The 17691-nt window shown below is 67.3% G+C and carries 15 protein-coding genes; 12 read left to right on the top strand and 3 right to left on the bottom strand.

Annotated elements, in window-relative coordinates; translation table 11 throughout:
- The first annotated feature begins 1 nt into the window (after position 1).
- Positions 2-1414: a hypothetical protein gene (locus BFD71_RS09870; RefSeq protein ID WP_069263081.1), complete on the top strand. Its 1413-nt coding sequence runs from the start codon at positions 2-4 to the stop codon at positions 1412-1414.
- 38 nt (positions 1415-1452) lie between these two features.
- Here BFD71_RS09870 and BFD71_RS09865 read toward each other — a convergent pair whose 3' ends face one another.
- Together BFD71_RS09865 and BFD71_RS09860 are read right to left on the bottom strand one after the other, a co-directional pair.
- On the bottom strand, positions 1453-1743 hold the full coding sequence (locus tag BFD71_RS09865; RefSeq protein ID WP_069263080.1) for a DUF4148 domain-containing protein: 291 nt from the start codon (positions 1741-1743) through the stop codon (positions 1453-1455).
- 142 nt (positions 1744-1885) lie between these two features.
- On the bottom strand, positions 1886-2080 hold the full coding sequence (locus BFD71_RS09860) for a hypothetical protein (protein WP_069263079.1): 195 nt from the start codon (positions 2078-2080) through the stop codon (positions 1886-1888).
- A gap of 329 nt (positions 2081-2409) precedes the next feature.
- On the opposite strand from BFD71_RS09860, the gene BFD71_RS09855 reads away from it, so the two are divergent.
- Both BFD71_RS09855 and BFD71_RS09850 read left to right on the top strand, forming a co-directional pair.
- Positions 2410-3546, top strand: a complete 1137-nt coding sequence (locus BFD71_RS09855; RefSeq protein ID WP_069263078.1) for a glutathione-independent formaldehyde dehydrogenase — start codon at positions 2410-2412, stop codon at positions 3544-3546.
- 88 nt (positions 3547-3634) lie between these two features.
- Positions 3635-4498: an SDR family oxidoreductase gene (locus BFD71_RS09850; RefSeq protein ID WP_069263077.1), complete on the top strand. Its 864-nt coding sequence runs from the start codon at positions 3635-3637 to the stop codon at positions 4496-4498.
- 14 nt (positions 4499-4512) lie between these two features.
- Here the strand turns inward: BFD71_RS09850 and BFD71_RS09845 are convergent, their stop codons facing one another.
- Positions 4513-7203: an ATP-binding cassette domain-containing protein gene (locus BFD71_RS09845; RefSeq protein ID WP_069263512.1), complete on the bottom strand. Its 2691-nt coding sequence runs from the start codon at positions 7201-7203 to the stop codon at positions 4513-4515.
- Positions 7204-7584: 381 nt separating this feature from the next.
- Between BFD71_RS09845 and BFD71_RS09840 the strand changes: the two genes are divergently transcribed.
- Genes BFD71_RS09840 through BFD71_RS09800 form a run of 9 tightly spaced genes read left to right on the top strand, consistent with a single transcriptional unit; the run spans position 7585 to position 17690 of the window.
- Positions 7585-8874: a glycosyltransferase family 4 protein gene (locus tag BFD71_RS09840; protein ID WP_069263076.1), complete on the top strand. Its 1290-nt coding sequence runs from the start codon at positions 7585-7587 to the stop codon at positions 8872-8874.
- A 12-nt stretch (positions 8875-8886) separates the two neighbouring features.
- Complete coding sequence (locus tag BFD71_RS09835) at positions 8887-9543, top strand: D-glycero-alpha-D-manno-heptose-1,7-bisphosphate 7-phosphatase (protein WP_069263075.1); 657 nt, start codon at positions 8887-8889, stop codon at positions 9541-9543.
- A complete protein-coding gene (locus BFD71_RS09830; protein WP_069263074.1) occupies positions 9540-10739 on the top strand; it encodes a glycosyltransferase family 9 protein in 1200 nt (399 codons plus the stop codon). Before BFD71_RS09835 ends, BFD71_RS09830 begins: the two co-directional genes overlap by 4 nt.
- Positions 10740-10775: 36 nt before the next feature.
- Positions 10776-12533 (top strand): carbamoyltransferase family protein, encoded by a 1758-nt coding sequence (locus BFD71_RS09825; protein ID WP_069263073.1) that lies wholly within the window; start codon positions 10776-10778, stop codon positions 12531-12533.
- The gene (locus BFD71_RS09820; protein WP_083245160.1) at positions 12530-13591 is read left to right on the top strand and encodes a glycosyltransferase family 2 protein; all 1062 of its coding nucleotides are present in this window, start codon (positions 12530-12532) and stop codon (positions 13589-13591) included. The genes BFD71_RS09825 and BFD71_RS09820 overlap by 4 nt, the downstream gene beginning before the upstream one ends.
- A gap of 11 nt (positions 13592-13602) precedes the next feature.
- Positions 13603-14733, top strand: coding sequence for a glycosyltransferase family 9 protein (locus tag BFD71_RS09815; protein ID WP_069263072.1), 1131 nt, complete (start codon positions 13603-13605; stop codon positions 14731-14733).
- Entirely contained in the window at positions 14730-15686 is a 957-nt protein-coding gene (locus BFD71_RS09810; RefSeq protein ID WP_069263506.1) for a glycosyltransferase family 4 protein, read from the top strand. The genes BFD71_RS09815 and BFD71_RS09810 overlap by 4 nt, the downstream gene beginning before the upstream one ends.
- A 37-nt stretch (positions 15687-15723) precedes the next feature.
- Positions 15724-16767, top strand: coding sequence for a UDP-glucuronic acid decarboxylase family protein (locus BFD71_RS09805; protein WP_069263071.1), 1044 nt, complete (start codon positions 15724-15726; stop codon positions 16765-16767).
- Entirely contained in the window at positions 16746-17690 is a 945-nt protein-coding gene (locus BFD71_RS09800) for a glycosyltransferase family 2 protein (protein ID WP_069263070.1), read from the top strand. Before BFD71_RS09805 ends, BFD71_RS09800 begins: the two co-directional genes overlap by 22 nt.
- Position 17691 lies beyond the last annotated feature (1 nt).

The raw sequence follows: 17691 nt of genomic DNA, 5'->3' as shown, positions 1-17691 counted from the left end.
AATGAACAAGCCGCCGCCGGGCATCGCCCGTTTCGATTCCGCCGCCGCCATGGCCCAGGCACTGGCGAGCATGTTGCACGGAAGACGTTTTTCGAGCCCCAGCCAGTCGCCCCTGCTCGACCGCCTCATGCCCGCAATCAATGCGCTGCCGAAACGCCAGCGCGAATGGGCCTATATCGTCGGCGGCATGAGCGAGGGCATCGATCCTCGCCGCGCGAAGAGCCTCGACGTCGAACGCATTGCGCAGTGGCTTGCCGACCTTTATCCGCAAGTCCCCCGCCGCTGCGCGTTTATCGGGTCGTCGAACGGTGCGATGATCCATCTCGCGGCCGCGCTGCGCGCACCCTGGCTGCCGCAAACCTTTCTATGCCCGGTCCGCGCGCCGTTCAGCGATCCCGATGATGCCCAGCGGGGCTTCGACACGAGCCGGCGCATCACGGAAGCCCTGCTCGCCGCCGACGATCGCATTGCCGTTCATCATATGCACGATCCCAACCAGGACCGTCTGATGTTGCATGGCATGCGCTATTTCCGGCTCAAGTTTCGACGCCTGCCGCTCGCGTTTCGCGAGTTCCTGCTCGGCAATCTGGAACGCGGCGGGACCCTCTACGTGGTGAACTGCACGCGCGATTGGGCAGTCACCCGCACGAGCGAGCGTTCGGTGTTCCAGTTCGGCGCCACGGGTGGCGCGAGCGAAGACGAATATCTGCACGGCGGCGAGCGCGTGCGCGCGTTTCTCGCGCACTACGGCAGCGTGCGCACACGGTGGGACCCCCCGGCTCCCGACGCGCGTGCCCCGGAAGCCGAGTGGGGCTTCGACGCGGCTCTGCGCGACGATCTCGCCGAGCTGGCCGGGCCAATGCAATGGCGCATCGTCGAGATCCGGTTTGAGGAACCCGAAGCGCTGAGCTTCGCGACCGCGGCTGTTTATCGGCGCTGGTATCAGGAAAGCGTGATCGAGACGCGCCGCCTTCTCGTCGACTCTTTCATGCTGATGGATCCCCTCACGACGCTCGAGATTCACGCCATACCGTTCTGGCTGCTGTTCGGTGTCGAGCCCTCGGCCGACGCCCTGCAGCGCTTCCTCGACAGCACGCCCGCATTCGAGGACATCGACATGACGCTGTTCTCCCACGGCACGCAAAGCATCGGGCTCGCGCCGATCTCGCGCTGGCGAGCGCTGCTCGCCCACGCCGCTCACGAGGGGCGCTTCGCGGGCGTCGATAGCGAGCGCTACCCACGCGATTTCGCCACATTCGAGCGATACGGGCGGGCACTCGCGCAGTTGAAGCCGCGGCTCGGGCCGCCCTCGCCGCTCGAACCCGCGCACTTCGAAGCCTTGCTCGCCGAATTTGGCGAACCTTTCGGTGTGCAGTGCGAAACGACCACGCGCCCCGTGAGCGCCGAAATGTGACCTGGGGCGCAGGACCACGTCCACGCCACGAGTGTCATCTATTGGCTCGCGCTACCAGGCGTCGCCGCCTTTCTTTCGGCGTTCTGAATATCGTTCGGATAATTTGGATCGTTTCCCGCAGCCGGGTTATATCCATTTTCTTCGAGCTTCTTCAGTTCCGCGTTTCTTTGCGCTCGCGCCTGCTTGCGTGCTTCCTTGCGTTGCGCCTTCGATGTGCTCCCATTCGCTGACGCGTCAGGCGCGCTCGTCTGCGCGGCAGCTATGCCGGGCGCTAACGCGATCGAAAGCACCGTCACTGCCGTGACTAGCATGGAATGCGGCTTTGCCATCTCACTCTCCCTGATAAAGATACTCGATTGGCGGACGTCCGCGAGGGCGCAACCATCGCACCGGCCGCCTCGATTACGCCTGCAAAGGCGTTCTGCGTGACCACGCCCATGGCCCGCGATCAGCGCGCGGCGCACGCGAATTTCAGGACGTCTTCTGCGTCGTTCCCGGTGGTATGGGATTCTTTTCCTGGGTGGACGGCAACTCGTTCTCAGACGCTTCGTGCTTGCTCTTCTCGCTCTCGTCGCGCTTCTCCTGTCTCGTGCGTGCAGGCGGCGCAGTGTCGCGCCGCCCGGCTTCAGGCGATTGCGCGGGGCGCGTACCGGATTCATCTTTCATTGTCGACCTCCTTTCAGTATGGTCGTCGTCCCGAACAGAAATTAGAGCGCTCTTCGGTCCGGTCGATCCAGTTCTCGTTCAGGCTCGCCGTGGCGACGTGGGTCAGGCTGTGTGCGCACCGGTTGTGCCTGGAGGCCGCTTCGCACCGTGGGGCGGGCGCCAGCGGCGTCGGAGCCCTCGCGCCCACCGCTGCCCCTTGACATCCCCGGCCGCCGGCTCATGGGAACGGTCAATGCGCCTGCAACGGGTGCACGCATTCGCGATGAGGCGAGACCTCGCGTGCGCCAGGCCAACTGCGCGCAGCTCGCGCGCTTCCCGAGGAGAGTCACGTGAAAGCTGTCGTCTACGAAGGTCCGCGTAAAGTCACCGTCAAAGCCATGCCGGACGCAAAGATAGAGCGCCCTACCGACGTGCTCGTCAAGATCACCAGCACCAATATCTGCGGCTCCGACCTCCATATGTACGAGGGACGCACCAGCATGGAAACCGGCCGCATCCTTGGCCACGAAAATCTGGGCGTGGTGATCGAGGTGGGTTCCGCCGTCGTGCGCGTGAAGGTGGGCGACCGCGTCTGCATGCCATTCAACATCGGCTGCGGGTTCTGCAAGAACTGCGAGCGCGGGCTCACCGGCTTTTGCCTGACGGCCAATCCGGGCATGGCGGGCGCGGCGTACGGCTTCGCCGACATGGGTCCGTACAGCGGCGGTCAGGCCGAACTGCTGCGCGTGCCGTTCGGCGACTTCAACTGCCTGCGCCTGCCGCCCGATGCCGAGGAAAAGGAGAACGACTACGTGCTCCTGTCCGACATCTTCCCGACCGGCTGGCATGCGACCGTGCTCGCGGGCGTGCAGCCCGGCGACAGTGTCGCCATTTATGGTGCGGGACCCGTCGGTCTCATGGCGGCGCTCTCGGCCCAGGTCCAGGGCGCAAGTAAAATCATGGTCGTCGATACCCACCCGGACCGTTTGCAACTGGCGGAAAAGCTCGGCGCGATTCCCGTCGACGACAGCGACGGCAACTCCGCCGAGCGCATCGTCGAAATGACCGGCGGAGAAGGCGCCGACCGTGGCTGCGAGTGCGTGGGGTATCAATGCACCTGCCACGGCCGCGAAGTGCCGAACCTGACGATGAACAATCTCGTGAAGGCTGTGCGGCCGACGGGCGGCATCGGCGTGGTGGGCGTATTCGTGCCGAAGGATCCGGGCGCACAGGACGAGTTGGCGAAGAAGGGGCAGTTGGCTTTCGACTTCGGCCAGTTGTGGATGAAGGGACAGCACATCGCTACGGGTCAGGCCAACGTGAAGGCGTATAACCGCAAGTTGCGCGATCTCATCGCGGCAGGCAAAGCGCGGCCCTCACAGATCATTTCGCATACCTTACCGATCGGGCAAGCGCCCGATGCTTACCAGCAGTTCGACGCGCGCAACGAGGGCTGGACCAAGGTCGTGCTCAAGCCCGCCGGCTGACCGGAGCCTCGCGGGGCGTGCGGCATATGTCTTGCGCTTCGCGCGGTACGCAGAAAACATGCAACGTCATTTCGAAGAGGTAAGGACCATGAACGAACATCGCCCCGCCCCGCCCATGCCCGATCAGCAGCAGGACCGCACGCCCGGGCGCACCGCACCTATGGACCCGCAACCCGATCACGGCGAAAAGAGTTATCGCGGGTCGGGACGGCTTGCCGGCAAGGTCGCCCTCGTCACGGGCGGCGACAGCGGCATCGGCCGCGCGGTATGCATCGCGTTTGCGCGCGAGGGCGCCGACGTGGCCATCGCGTACTACGACGAGCACGACGATGCGAAGGAAACGGCGCGCTGGGTGGAAGACGCCGGACGCCGCGCGCTCCTTCTGCCCGGCGACATCCGCGACCGTGCGTGGTGCCGCGAGCTCGTGAGCAAGACCGCGCGCGAGCTGGGCAAGCTCGACATACTCGTGAACAACGCCGCGTACCAGATGACGCACGAGTCGATCGAATCGATCAGCGACGAGGAATGGGATCGCACCTTCGATACCAATATCGGCGCCATGTTCCGCATTTCACGCGAGGCGGTCGCGCTCATGCAGCCGGGCGCTGCCATCATCAATACAGCGTCGATCAACGCGGACAAGCCCAAGCCCACACTGCTCGCCTATGCCGCCACGAAGGGCGCGATCCAGAACTTCACCGGCGGTCTCGCCCAACTCGTGGCCGGGCGCGGCATCCGTGTGAACTGCGTCGCGCCGGGGCCGATCTGGACACCGCTCATTCCGTCGACCATGCCGGCCGAAGACGTGCGCGACTTCGGCAAGGCGACGCCAATGGGGCGGCCAGGGCAACCTGCGGAGCTAGCCGGTGCGTATGTGCTGCTCGCGTCGCACGAGGGCAGCTACATCTCTGGCGCCACTGTTGCGGTGACGGGCGGCACGCCGCTCATCTAGACGGCGGGCCAGAGTCAGTGGCTGGCGCCGGCGCTTTCGTTACCGCCTTGCGTTGCCGCGACGATCGCGGCGAGCAGCGCCGGCACCGCAACTGGCTTGGTGAGCCGCGCGCCGAACAGTCTGCGTTCTTCGCCGGGGGAATCGGCGCGCGCAACCTGGCCCGTCATGGCGATGGCAGGAAGCGCTTTGCCTGCATAGTCGCCGCGCGCTTCCATGTCCCGTAGCGCTGCGACGATTTGCGTTCCGTCTTCGCCGTCTAGCTGCAAGTCGCACAGCAGTACATCTGGCCACCTGGCGCGCGGCGTCTCGCGCAACCCGGCGAGCCATCGCGCACCGCTGCTTTCGAGTTGCACGATCGCCCCATGCAATGTGAGCGCAGCTTCCAGCGCATCGCGCGTTTGCTCTTCGTCGTCGAGCACGGCTATGCGCAGTCCGGCGAGTTCGCCGCCGCGCTCCGGGGTGCGCTCGGGCAGCAGCGCATGCAGCGGCAGCGCCACGGCGTAGCGCACGCGGCGGCCTTCGGGATCTAGCGTGAGACTCGCGCCCGCCTTGCGCAGCAGCGCTTCGATACGCGCGAGGGCGCTGTCGTCGAGCGGTGCGGGCCGCGCGCCGCCCGCCACGCCGAGCAAAACCGTATTGGCGCTGCGCCGCGCGGCCAGTTGCACGCCGCGCGTTTCTCGCGTGGCCCCTGCCGAGGTAACAGAAGCCGCGATCGACGCCGCATTCTGCACTTCGTTCTCCACGAGCAGCGTGAGGGCCACCAGCAACGCGTCGCCGTTCGCGACAGTGGCATAGAGCCCGTCGTCGGGTTGCGTGACGAGCCGCGCCGCCGCTTCGCCCAGCGAATCACGAACACGCTCGGCCACCCGTGCAAGCAGGTTCGCCACGTTCACGGGCGTCGTCACGAGCCGCCGCTCAGCGTGCTCGAGATCGTCCTGCTGCCATTGCATCGCCCACATCTTCGCGTACACGCCCTGGCGGGCGAGCAGCGCGTCGTGCCGCCCCTGTTCGACGATTCGGCCGTGCTCCATCACGAGGATCAGATCCGCGTCGACGATCGTCGAAAGACGATGCGCGATCACGATCGTCGTGCGCCCGTGGGCGAGGCGCTGCAGCTCGTTCTGGATCGCTCGCTCCGAGCGCGTATCGAGCGCCGAGGTCGCTTCGTCGAACACCATGATGCGCGGGTTCTTGAGAATCGCGCGTGCGATTGCGATGCGCTGCCGCTCTCCGCCCGACAGGCGCACGCCGCGCTCGCCCACACGCGTTTCGTAGTGGTCGGGCAGACGCTCGATCAACTCGTCGAGCTGGGCCGCGCGCGCGGCGCGCACGACATCCGCCCGGGTGGCGTCGGGCTGGCCGTAGGCGATGTTGTACGCGATGGTCTCGTTGAACAGCACCGTGTCTTGCGGCACGATGCCGATCGCTTCGCGCAGGCTCGACTGCGTGGCGTGCGCAATATCGTGGCCGTCGATGGAGATGGTCCCGCGCTGAGGCTGATAGAAGCGGAACAGCAGCCGGATCAGCGTGGATTTGCCCGAGCCGCTGCCGCCCACCACGGCAACGGTGCGCCCTGGCTCGGCCAGGAACCCCACATCGTGCAGCACGGGCCGCCCCGCGTCGTAGCCGAAATCGACGTGCCGGAATGCCACCTCGCCTTCGCGCACGACCAGCGCGCGCGCTCCGGGCGTGTCCTCATCCTCGCCCGGCGTGCCGCGCGCACAGAGGATGGCGAAGAGCCGCTCGACATCGACGAACGCATCGTTGGCCTCGCGAAACACGAAGCCGAGTGTATTGAGCGGTGCGCACACCTGAATGATGTACGCGTTGATGAGGATGAGGTCGCCCACCGTCATCGCGCGAGTCAGCACGTTCTGCACGGCGATCACCATCACCGCCGCAATACCTGCCGCCACCACGCCGCTCTGGCCCACGTGCAGCACGGTCAGCGCGCGCTGATTCGCCGTGCGCGCGAGGACCCAGTCGTCGAGCACGGTGCGCAGCCGAGCGACCTCGTGCTGCTCCGTCGAAAAGTACTTCACCGTGTCGTGATTGAGCAGGCTGTCGACGAGCCGGCCGTCCGCCTGCGCCTCCAGCGAGTTCACCGCGCGCTGGAACGCGAGCCGGCGGCGGGTGTAAATCGCGGTCCATGTCCCATAGCACGCAAAGGTCCCGGCGATGGCGAGCACAAAGGCGTTGTCGTAGTGCGACGCGACGATCGCCACGACCACGGCGATTTCGAACATCGTTGGCAGCACTGAAAAGAGCGCGGTGCCAAGCAGGAAGCCCAGACCGTCCGCACCCTTCTGGACGTCCCGCACGATCGCACCCGTTTCACGCTGCGCATGAAAGCGCGCGCCCAGCCGGTGCAGCTGAGCGAACGTGCGTTCGCGCAGCGTGGCCACTGCGCGTTGCACGACGATGCTGAACGCCACATCGCGTGCCTCGCCGAGCGCGTCCGACAGGAAGCGCAGCAGCGCATAGACGATCGCGAGCAGCGCCGGCAGCGCCGCCAACGAGTGAATGTGGCCGAGATCGTCGATCAGATGCTTGAGTGCGATCGGCACCGAAATGGCACCGAGGCGCGCCAGAATCATCAATGACGCCGCCGCTGCGCTCGCGCTGCGGTGCCGCCACAGCGCCTCGCCGAGCGTGCGCAGGATGCGCGAGCGTACGGCGCGCCGGCTGGGCGTTGCTCCATTCATCGCGTGGCTGCCCCCAAAGTGATACTGAAGCGGATCGTTGCGCAATCGACGCTCCCGCGGCGCGCAGCCCGCCGACAACGCCCGGGGGCGTTGTCGAAACGTCTTGCCGCCTGGTGTAAAAGCGCGTCGCCTCTTTGGCAGATGCGTTTTGGTATTCGTCACGGCTGAGCGGCGCCGATGCGGAAGGTCCACAGATGCCCGTTTCGAGCAATACACGCGGGGTTCGCGCACCGCGCCGCCCCCAGTCCCTGTGCACGTCCAATCAACGGCACAGCAAATGCGCTTACGCCGTTGCACCGGGTGCAACATTCGAGCAGTTCTTTCCGCGCCCCCTTTGAACGCGACACACAGCTCGCCATCCACTTCTCGCGAGGACACGTCATGAAAATCGCACTCGTCAGTGAACACGCGTCGCCGCTCGCCGTGGCGGGCGGCGTCGATACCGGCGGACAGAACATCTACGTCGCGCATGTCGCGCGTCAACTCCAGCGCGCCGGACATCAGGTCGACGTCTTCACGCGGCGCGACCGCGCCTTGCTGCCGCCCGTTCTGGAGATGGACGGCGTACGCGTGATTCACGTCCCCGCCGGGCCGCCCATGCAGCTGCCCAAGGAACTACTGCTGCCCCACATGCCCCGGTTCGCCGAGTTTCTCGTGGACTTTTGCCGCGCCGAAAGGCGTCCCTACGACGTCATTCACGCCAACTTCTTCATGTCGGGCCTGGCGGCGCTCGCGGTCAAGGACGCGCTTCATGTGCCGCTCGTCATGACGTTCCATGCGCTCGGACGCGTGCGGCGCCTCCACCAGGGTGCGAACGACGGCTTTCCCGATGAGCGCTTCGCGATCGAAGACGAGCTCGTGCGACGCGCGGACCGTATCGTTGCCGAGTGTCCGGCCGATGAAGCCGATCTCGTCGAGCACTATCGCGCCGACCCCGCGCGGATTGCCGTCATTGCCTGCGGCTTCGATCCCGACGAGTTCTCGCCCGTGGACCGCCGGCAGGCGCGCCGCCGACTGGGCTGGCCCGCCGGCGAATTCTGCGTGCTGCAACTCGGCCGCCTCGTGGAGCGCAAGGGCATCGACAACGTCGTGCGCGGTGTGGCCGCGCTCGAGGCGCGCCACGGCGTGAAAGCCCGGCTCTACGTCGTGGGCGGCGACGCGCAAACGCCCAACGAAATCGCCACACCCGAGATCGCCCGCCTGCGCGGCATTGCGCACCGCTGCGGGATCGAGCCGCGCGTGACCTTCGTGGGCCGCCGCGAGCGCTCGCAGTTGCGCGACTTCTATAGCGCCGCCGACGTCTTCGTGACCACGCCGTGGTACGAGCCGTTCGGCATCACGCCCGTGGAGGCAATGGCGTGCGCCACGCCCGTAATCGGGGCGGATGTGGGTGGTATTCGCCATTCGGTGCGTCACGGCGAAACGGGCTGGCTCGTGCCGCCGCGCGACCCCCAGGCGCTCGCCGAGCGCCTGTTCGCCATTCATGGCGACCCCGCGCACGCCCGCGCGATGGGCGAAGCGGGACGCAAGCGAGCCCAGACGTACTTCACGTGGCGGCAGATCGGTCTCGAACTCGAAGACGTCTATGCGCAGCTTGCCGGAGTGCGCCTCGACACGCGCGAGGACGCGAGGGAAAGCACCCAGGGCCGCGTGCTGCGCGCCGTGGGTTGAGGAGCGAACCGTATGCTGAACCGAACCACCGGGCCCCGAGGGTTGCTCGCTACCCGCCCAGCGGTGTTCCTGGACAAGGACGGCACGCTGCTCGAAGACGTGCCGTACAACGTCGAGCCCTCGCGTATGCGTTTTGCCCCGGGCGCCGCGCAGGCGCTCACGCTGCTCGCGCGAACGCCACTACCGCTATTCGTGGTGAGCAACCAGCGCGGCGTTGCGCTGGGGCGCTTCGCGCACGCGGCGCTCGGCGACGTGGATGCGCAGTTGCGCCGCATGTTCGCCGGCTGCGGCGCCACGCTGCAGGCTGCGTACTGGTGCCCGCACGACCCGCTCGGCCATGTGGCGCCCTATGCGTGCAACTGCACCTGTCGCAAGCCTGCGCCCGGCATGCTGCTGCGCGCGAGCCGCGAGCATGGCATCGACCTCGCGCGCAGCTGGATGGTCGGGGACATCCTCGACGACGTGGAAGCGGGCAATCGCGCAGGTTGCCGCGCGATCCTCGCCGATTGCGGCAACGAGACCGAGTGGCAAAGCGCGCCGGCGCGCCTGCCCTACGCGATCGTCGCGGATCTGCGCGAGGCGGTGCAGGTGATCGTGGAGCGTTACGAGCACGAACGGCGCGTGCGGGCGGCAACGCGCCACGGTGCACAGGAGGAGGCGCTGCGATGAACGGAACCGCCTTTGCGATCGCGCCGCGCGATGCGCACGCGCGCTCGCCCCGCCGCCAGCCTGCAAGCGAGCCCTGGGGGGCCGAGGTCCAGCGCATTCTCTGCGTGCGCCTCGATCAACTAGGCGACGTGCTGATGACCACGCCCGCAATGCACGCGCTGCGCGAAAGCGCGCCGCGCCGTCATATCACGCTGCTGACTTCGGCCGCAGGCGCGGCCATGGCGCCCTGTCTGCCCGACGTGGACGACGTCATCGAATACGACGCGCCGTGGGCCAACGGCGCTCACGGATCGGCCAAAGGACACGCCGACGGCGCGGGCAACGAAGACGCCGTGCTCGCGCGCGTGCGCGCCGGACGCTTCGACGCCGCCGCGATCTTCACGGTCTACAGCCAGAATCCGCTGCCGGCCGCCACGCTGTGCTTCTTCGCGGGGATCGAGCGGCGTCTCGCGCATTGCCGCGAGAATCCTTACGCATTGCTGACTAACTGGCTGCCGGAGCGCGAGCCGCAGACGGATGTGCGCCACGAAGTCGAGCGGCAGCTCGCGCTCGTGCGCAGCGTGGGCGCCGATCTCGCCGACCCGGCCGATTCACGCATGCGCATGAGCGTGGACCCCGCCGCGCGCATCACGCTCGCGCAGAAGCTGCGCATGTATGGCGTCGATCCTGCCGAGCCTTGCATCGTCGTGCATGCGGGCGCGAGCGCGCCTTCCCGGCGGTATCCCCCGGCGCTCTTCGCCGAAGCGCTCGATCTGCTCGCGCCCACAGTGCGTTGCCCGTTCCTGCTCACCGGAAGCCTCGGGGAAAGCGCGTTGACGCGCGACGTGATGCGTTTCTCGCGTTCTCCGGGCAGCACGCGTCTGGTCGATCTCGCGGGAGCGCTCACGCTCGCCGAATTGATCGCATTGCTCGACCAGGCTTCACTGCTCATCGCCAACAACAGCGGGCCGGCGCATCTGGCCGCCGCGCTCGGCAAACCCGTGGTCGATCTCTACGCGCTCACGAATCCGCAGCACTCGCCGTGGATGACGCCGCACCGCCTGCTCTATCGCGACGTGGCGTGCCGATGGTGCTATCGCGGCGAGTGCCCCGAAGGCCACCACGCCTGCCTGCGCGGCGTGCCCCCGGGCGACGTCGCGCGAGCGGCGCGCGAACTGCTCGAGGAAGCCGGCGCGCTCGTGCCGCAGCCCGCCTGACCCCTGCAACCCACCGCCCGCAACGGGAGCCCGTTCATGTACACACTCGGAATCAATGCCGTTTATCACGACAGCGCCGCGGCGCTGGTCCATGACGGCGTGGTGATCGCCGCCGCCGAAGACGAGCGCTTCACGCACGTCAAGCACGCCAAGCGTCCCGTGCCGTTCTCGACATGGCAACTGCCGTTCGACGCCATCGACGCCTGCCTCAGGGAAGCCGGCATCACGCTAGCCGACGTCGATCACGTTGCCTACTCCTACGACCCGGCTCTCTTTCCGGATATGCCGACCCGGCCCGGCGCGACCATCGCGTTGCCGCTCGACCCCTCGCGCGCGCGCATGGAAGCCAACGCGTCGCCATGGGACCCGCTCTTTCTCAGCTATATCGTGAACGCGAAGGCGCAGTTGCTGGACGGCGCGCCGCATCATCTGCGCAAGCGCTTTGCGGGCGTGGACCGCGAAAACGGCTTCGTCTGGCATAACGTCGAGCACCACCTCGCTCACGAAGCGAGCGCGTTTCTCGCAAGCCCCTTCGACGCATGCGCCGTTCTGACCATGGACGGTCGCGGCGAAGGCGTCACCACGAGCCTCGGCGAATTTCGCGACGGCAAGTACAAGCGCATCACCCAGGTGGAGTTGCCGCATTCGCTCGGACTCCTCTACGAAGCCGTGACAGGCTGGCTCGGCTTCCTGCATTCTTCCGACGAGTACAAGGTCATGGCCCTCGCCTCGTTTGGCGAACCGGCCTATGCCGACCAGTTCCGCGAAATCGTGCAGTACAACGGCAATGGCCACTACACCGTCGCCGACCCGCGCCTCGTGGACCGCTTCGGCGTGCCGCGCGAACGCGGCGGCCCGCTGGAGCAGCGGCATTTCGATATCGCCGCCTCGCTGCAACTCGTGCTGGAAGAAACGGTGCTGGAGATGGCGCGCTGGCTCCATACGCGCACGGGACTGCCGAAGCTGTGCATGGCGGGCGGCATAGCGCTGAACTGCGTGATGAACTCGTATGTGCGAGATAACGGCCCGTTCGACGACATCTGGGTGCAGCCCGCCGCGGGCGACGCAGGCACCGCGCTCGGCGCGGCGCTCTGGACCGACTACCGCTTGCGCAGCGAAGCGGCGCAAGCCGCAGGCGAACGCGCGGAACGCCGCTGGCAGATGGACCACGCCTACCTCGGTCCGGCGTTCGACGACGAGACCATCGAGCAGTTCCTGCGCTGGTCGAAAACGCCCTACCGGCGGCTCGACAACATCGCCGAGGAAGCCGCGCAACTGCTCGCCGACGGCGATGTGATCGGCTGGTATCAGGGCCGCACGGAGTTCGGCCCGCGTGCGCTCGGCGCCCGTTCGATACTCGCTTCGCCCGTCGATCCCGGCATGCAGGCGAAGCTCAACGAGATCAAGGACCGCGAGGACTTTCGGCCGGTCGCGCCGGTCGTGCTGGAAGAGCGCGCCGCGCAATGGTTCGTGGGCGCGAGGCGCGCGCCGTTCATGCTGTTCATCTTCGACGTGCAGCCCGGGAAGGCCGAACGCATTCCCGCCGTGCGCCACGTGGACGGCACCGCGCGCATTCAGACCGTAAACCGCGACCAGCATCCGCTCTACTACGACCTGATCGCGGCGTTCGAACGGCGCACCGGCGTGCCGGTGCTCGTCAACACGTCGTTCAATACCCGCGGCGAGCCGATGGTCAACTCGCCGCGCGACGCGCTCGAATCGTTCTGGACCTCGCCGCTCGATGCGCTCGTGATCGGCCCCTTCCTCGTGCGCAAGAGCGAGGCACGCGCATGAGACCCGCCGACGTCGAGTTGCGCGAGCCGCGGCCCATCGGCGCGGAGGAGCCCCAGTTCGATGGCTATGCGGGCGCATTGCTCGAACACCTGCGCATTGCCGTGGTCGTGCCGACGTACCAGCGCGCGACGCTGCTCGGACAGTGCCTCACCGCACTGTGCGCGCAGGATCTCTCGCCTGACGACTATGAAATCGTCGTGTGCGACGACGGACCGGACGACGAGACGCGCGCGACGGTGGAACGCATGGCGGCGATGCAAGCCCCCCGCGGTCTGGCGATCCGTTACGTGCCAGTGCGCGCCACCCAAGGGCCGGCCGCGGCGCGCAATGCGGGCTGGCGCGCGGCGCGCGCGCCGCTCATCGCGTTCACCGACGACGACACGATTGCCGACCCCGGCTGGCTGCGCGCGGGGCTCGCCGCGCTCGCGCACGCGCAAGCCGCCGCGGGCCGCATCGTCGTACCGCTGGGCGTGGCACCGAGCGATTATGAGCGCGACGCAAGCGGCCTTGCGCACGCCGAATTCGCTACGGCCAATGCGTTCGTGCAGCGCGCGACGCTCTCGCAGATCGGCGGCTTCGACGAGCGCTTCACAGCGGCGTGGCGCGAGGATTCGGACCTGCAGTTCGCATTGCTGCAGGCGGGCGCGAGTGTAGTACGCGCCGACGATGCCGTGGTCGTGCACCCTGTGCGTCCCGCGCGCTGGGGTGTGAGTCTCGCGCAGCAGCGCAAGAGCCGCTTCGAGGCGCTGTTGTTCCGCAAGCATCCGGCGCTGTATCGCGAGCGCATCGGGGCGGGGCCGCCGCTCCTTTACTACGCGGTGCTGATCAGCGTACTCGTGCTGCTAGCTTCTCTCGCCTGGGGTCAGCCGAGGGTCGCCCTGGCTGCGTTCGCCGCATGGATCGCCTGCACCGCTGCGTTCTGCGTACGCCGCTTGCGCGGGACGCGTCGCGACGCGCTCCATGTAGCCGAAATGATCTGGACGTCGCTGTGGATTCCGTTTCTTTCGATTTTCTGGCGGCTCCAGGGAGCCGCCAGTTACCGCGTGTGGTTCCTCTAACGGATGTGCCCATGCCGACTCTGCTCGACGCCCTCGCCCCCCGCCGCATCGTGATCTTCCGCGCGCTGCAGCTCGGCGACATGCTCTGCAGCGTGCCCGCGTTGCGCGCGTTGCGTGCAGCCTGCCCCCGCGCGCACATCGCCCTCGTCGGTCTGCCGTGGTCAGCCGATTTCGTGGCGCGCTACCCCACGCTGGTCGATGAGCACATTGTCTTTCCCGGCGCGCGCGGCTTTCCCGAACAGGCCGAGGACGAGCGCGGCCTGCCTGCGTTTCTCGACGCGATGCGCATGCGCCGCTTCGATCTCGCGATCCAGCTCCATGGCAGCGGAGGCGTGGCAAACGTGCTGGTCGACGAGTTCGGCGCGCGCGCGCTCGGAGGCTTTAGCCAGCCCGGCGAAGCGCCGCCGCCCGGCTGCTACGTGCCGTGGCCCGATGCGCTGCCCGAGCCGCAGCGCTACCTCGCGCTGATGCACGCGCTGGGCGCGCGAGGCCATGCGCTGCGCGACGACACCCTCTGGTTTCCGCTCTACGACGCGGACTACGCTGCGTGCGACGACCTCGTCGAGCGCTTTGGACTCGAAGCCGGGCGGCTCGTGCTCGTGCATCCGGGTGCGCAGCTGCCCTCGCGGCGCTGGCCGGCCCAGCGCTTTGCCGCCGTTGCCGACGCGCTCGCCTTCGACGGCTGGCAGATCGCCGTGACCGGCACCGCAGGCGAACGCGAGTTGACCGCGAGCGTACTGGGCGGCATGACGCAGACGGCTCATCATCTCGCGGGCGAAACCACGCTCGGTGCGCTGGCGGCGCTCGTGCGCCAGGCCCGGCTCGTGCTCTGCAACGACACAGGCATTTCGCATGTGGCGGCCGCCATGCGCACGCCGAGCGTGGTCGTCGCCTCAGGCAGCGACACGCGGCGCTGGGCGCCGCTCGACCGCGTCCGGCACCGCGTGCTCGCCGACTGGCCCGCTTGCCGCCCCTGCTCGTTCCACGCCTGCCCGTATGGCCACCCTTGCGCGCTCAACGTGAGCGCGGAGCAGGTCGCGGCCGTTGCGCAAGCGCACTTGCTCGATACCCACCGCATGCCCGGCTTCGCAGCCCGGGGAAGCGTTGCCCCCATGCCGATGAGGAGGACCCCGCCATGCTGATGCGAAACACGCGGCCCTTGCGTGTGCTCACCTGGCACGTACACGGCAACTATCTTTATTACCTTACGCAGGCGCCGCACGACTTCCATGTCGTGACCAAACCGGGGCGCCCGTCGGGCTACGCGGGCCGCGCGGGTGTGCTTCCCTGGGGCGCGAACGTCCATGAGGTCGTGGCCGAGGACGTCGCCTCGAATGAGTTCGACGTAGTCGTGTACCAGCAGCGCAGCCATTGGGAGCATGACCGGTTCGATCTGCTGAGCGACGCGCAGCGCCGCTTGCCGCGCGTGTATATCGAGCACGACCCGCCGCAGGAGGCGCCGTTTGCGCAGCGGCACTGGGTAGACGACGGCGGCGCGTTGCTCGTGCACGTCACGCCGTTCAACGCGCTCATGTGGGACAGCGGCGCGACGCCCACGCGCGTGATCGAGCATGGCGTGCTCGTGCCTGAAGGCGCGCGCTACACGGGCACGACGCCGCGCGGCATCGTCGTCGTCAATCATCTGCGCGAACGGGGGCGGCGGCTCGGCGCGGACGTGTTCGCGCAGGTTCGTCACAAGGTGCCGCTCGATCTCGTGGGCATGGAGGCGCAAAGCCTCGGCGGCATCGGCGAGATTTCGAATGTCGAGCTCGCGCAGTTCGTGTCGCGCTACCGCTTCTTCTTCAATCCGATCCGCTGGACGAGCCTCGGTCTGGCCATTGTCGAGGCGATGATGGTCGGACTGCCCATTGTCGGGCTCGCCACGACGGAACTCGCAAGCGTGATACGCGACGGCGAGAACGGCTTCGTCGATACGCGCATCGATCGCCTGGTCGACTGCATGCGCACGCTCATCCGGGAACCTGCACTCGCACGGCGCCTCGGCGAAGGCGCGCGGCGCGGCGCGCTCGAACGCTTTTCCATCGATCGCTTCGCGCACGACTGGGATCTCGCGTTGCGAGAAGTGACCGCATAAACGTGTGGCTTGCAGCGCTTTTCAAAGGACGGCAAACGTGAAAGAACTCATCCGCAAACGCATTCTCGTCACCGGCGGCGCAGGCTTTCTCGGCTCGCATTTGTGCGAGCGGCTAGTGGCGCTGGGCCACGACGTGCTGTGCGTCGATAACTTCTATACCGGCTCCAAGCGCAACGTGGCGCATCTGCTCGACAACGCCAACTTTGAACTGATGCGCCACGACGTCACCTTTCCGCTCTACGTGGAAGTGGACGAGATCTACAACCTCGCCTGCCCCGCCTCGCCGGTGCACTACCAGCACGATCCGGTGCAAACGACCAAGACGAGCGTGCACGGCGCGATCAACATGCTCGGGCTCGCCAAGCGCGTGCGGGCGAAACTGCTGCAGGCCTCCACCAGCGAAGTCTACGGCGACGCGCGCCGCCATCCGCAAACCGAGGACTACTGGGGCCACGTGAATCCCATTGGCCCGCGCTCGTGCTACGACGAAGGCAAGCGCTGCGCCGAAACGCTGTGCATGGACTACATGCGCCAGCATGGCCTCGACATTCGCATTGCGCGGATCTTCAATACGTACGGACCGCGCATGCATCCCCGCGACGGCCGCGTCATCTCGAACTTCGTCATGCAGGCGCTGGGCGGCGAGCCGCTGACCGTCTATGGCGACGGATCGCAAACGCGCTGTTTCTGCTACGTGGACGATCTGATCGACGCCCTCGTACTGCTGATGAGTCGCGCAACGCCCCCGGACGGCCCCGTGAATATCGGCAACCCGCAGGAAATCTCGATGCTCGACACGGCCCGCCGCGTGATCGCCGCCGCGCAGTCGAGCTCGGAAATCGCCTTTGCGCCGCTGCCCGTGGACGATCCGTGCCGCCGTTGCCCTTCCATCGAACGCGCGCGCGCGCTGCTCGGCTGGTCGCCGCACACATCGTTCGATGCCGGCTTGAGCGCGACCATCGCGTATTTCCAGCGCGAGATCGCAAGCGCTGATCCAGGAGGCTTGCTCGCGAGCACCGCCGCGGCAGCGGCGAAGACAAACCGTGTGGAGACGCAGGTATGCAAGGTCTCTTCTTCCTGAACCGCCGCATCAGCGTGGTCGTGCTCACGCACAACCGGCGCGCCGAAGTCATGCGCACGGTCGCCTCGCTGTTGCGTCTGCCGGAGCGGCCCGAAGTCATCGTGGTGGATAACGGCTCGACCGACGGCACGCCAAACCTGCTCGCGCAGACGTATCCGGGTTTGCGCGTGCTGCGCTGCGAAGCTAACCTCGGCGCAGCCGCGCGCAATGCGGGCGCCGCCCGCGTGACGACGGACTATGTGGCGTTCAGTGACGACGACACCGACTGGCAGCCGGGGTCGCTTACGCGCGCTGTCGAATTGCTGGACCGCCATGCGCGCATTGGCGTGCTCACGGCATCCGTGCACGTGGGTGAGGAAGACACACTCGATCCAGCCTGCGCATTGATGGCCGCGAGCCCATTGGCGCATGCGGCTCATCCTCTGCCGAATCTGGTCGGCTTCATGGCAGGTGCATGCGTGTTCCGCACCGCGCTCTTCAACGCGCTGGGCGGTTATGAACCGCGTCTTTTCATCGGCGGCGAGGAAGCATTGCTTTCGCTCGATGTCTTGCAAGGCGGCCACGATATTGCTTATGCGAGCGAACTCGAAGTGCACCATCGGCCTTCGCTCGCGCGTGACAGCGCGCTGCGCCGCCGAATGCTGGCGCGCAATGCCGCGCTCGTTGCGTGGCTGCGTCTGCCCTGTGGCGAAGCGCTGACGGCGACGTGGCGGGCACTCGGCGGCGCGTGCCGTGCGGGACGGCCAGGCGAGGATCTTCGTGAGCTTTGGCGGGGCATAGGCTGGGCCCTGCGCCGCCGACGGCCCGTTGCTGCGCGCGTGCTGCGCATGCGCGCGGCCGTGCGGGAGGCAGAAAAAAACCGTGGCGATCGCGCGCCGCGGGGGGCCGTCGAGCACGCGGACACGTCGGCTTCAGATTGGTAGT

Source organism: Paraburkholderia nodosa, assembly GCF_001718195.1.
Lineage (GTDB): Bacteria > Pseudomonadota > Gammaproteobacteria > Burkholderiales > Burkholderiaceae > Paraburkholderia > Paraburkholderia nodosa_A.
The sequence above is the reverse complement of the archived record's forward strand: the minus strand, read 5'-3'. Positions and strand labels throughout refer to the sequence as shown.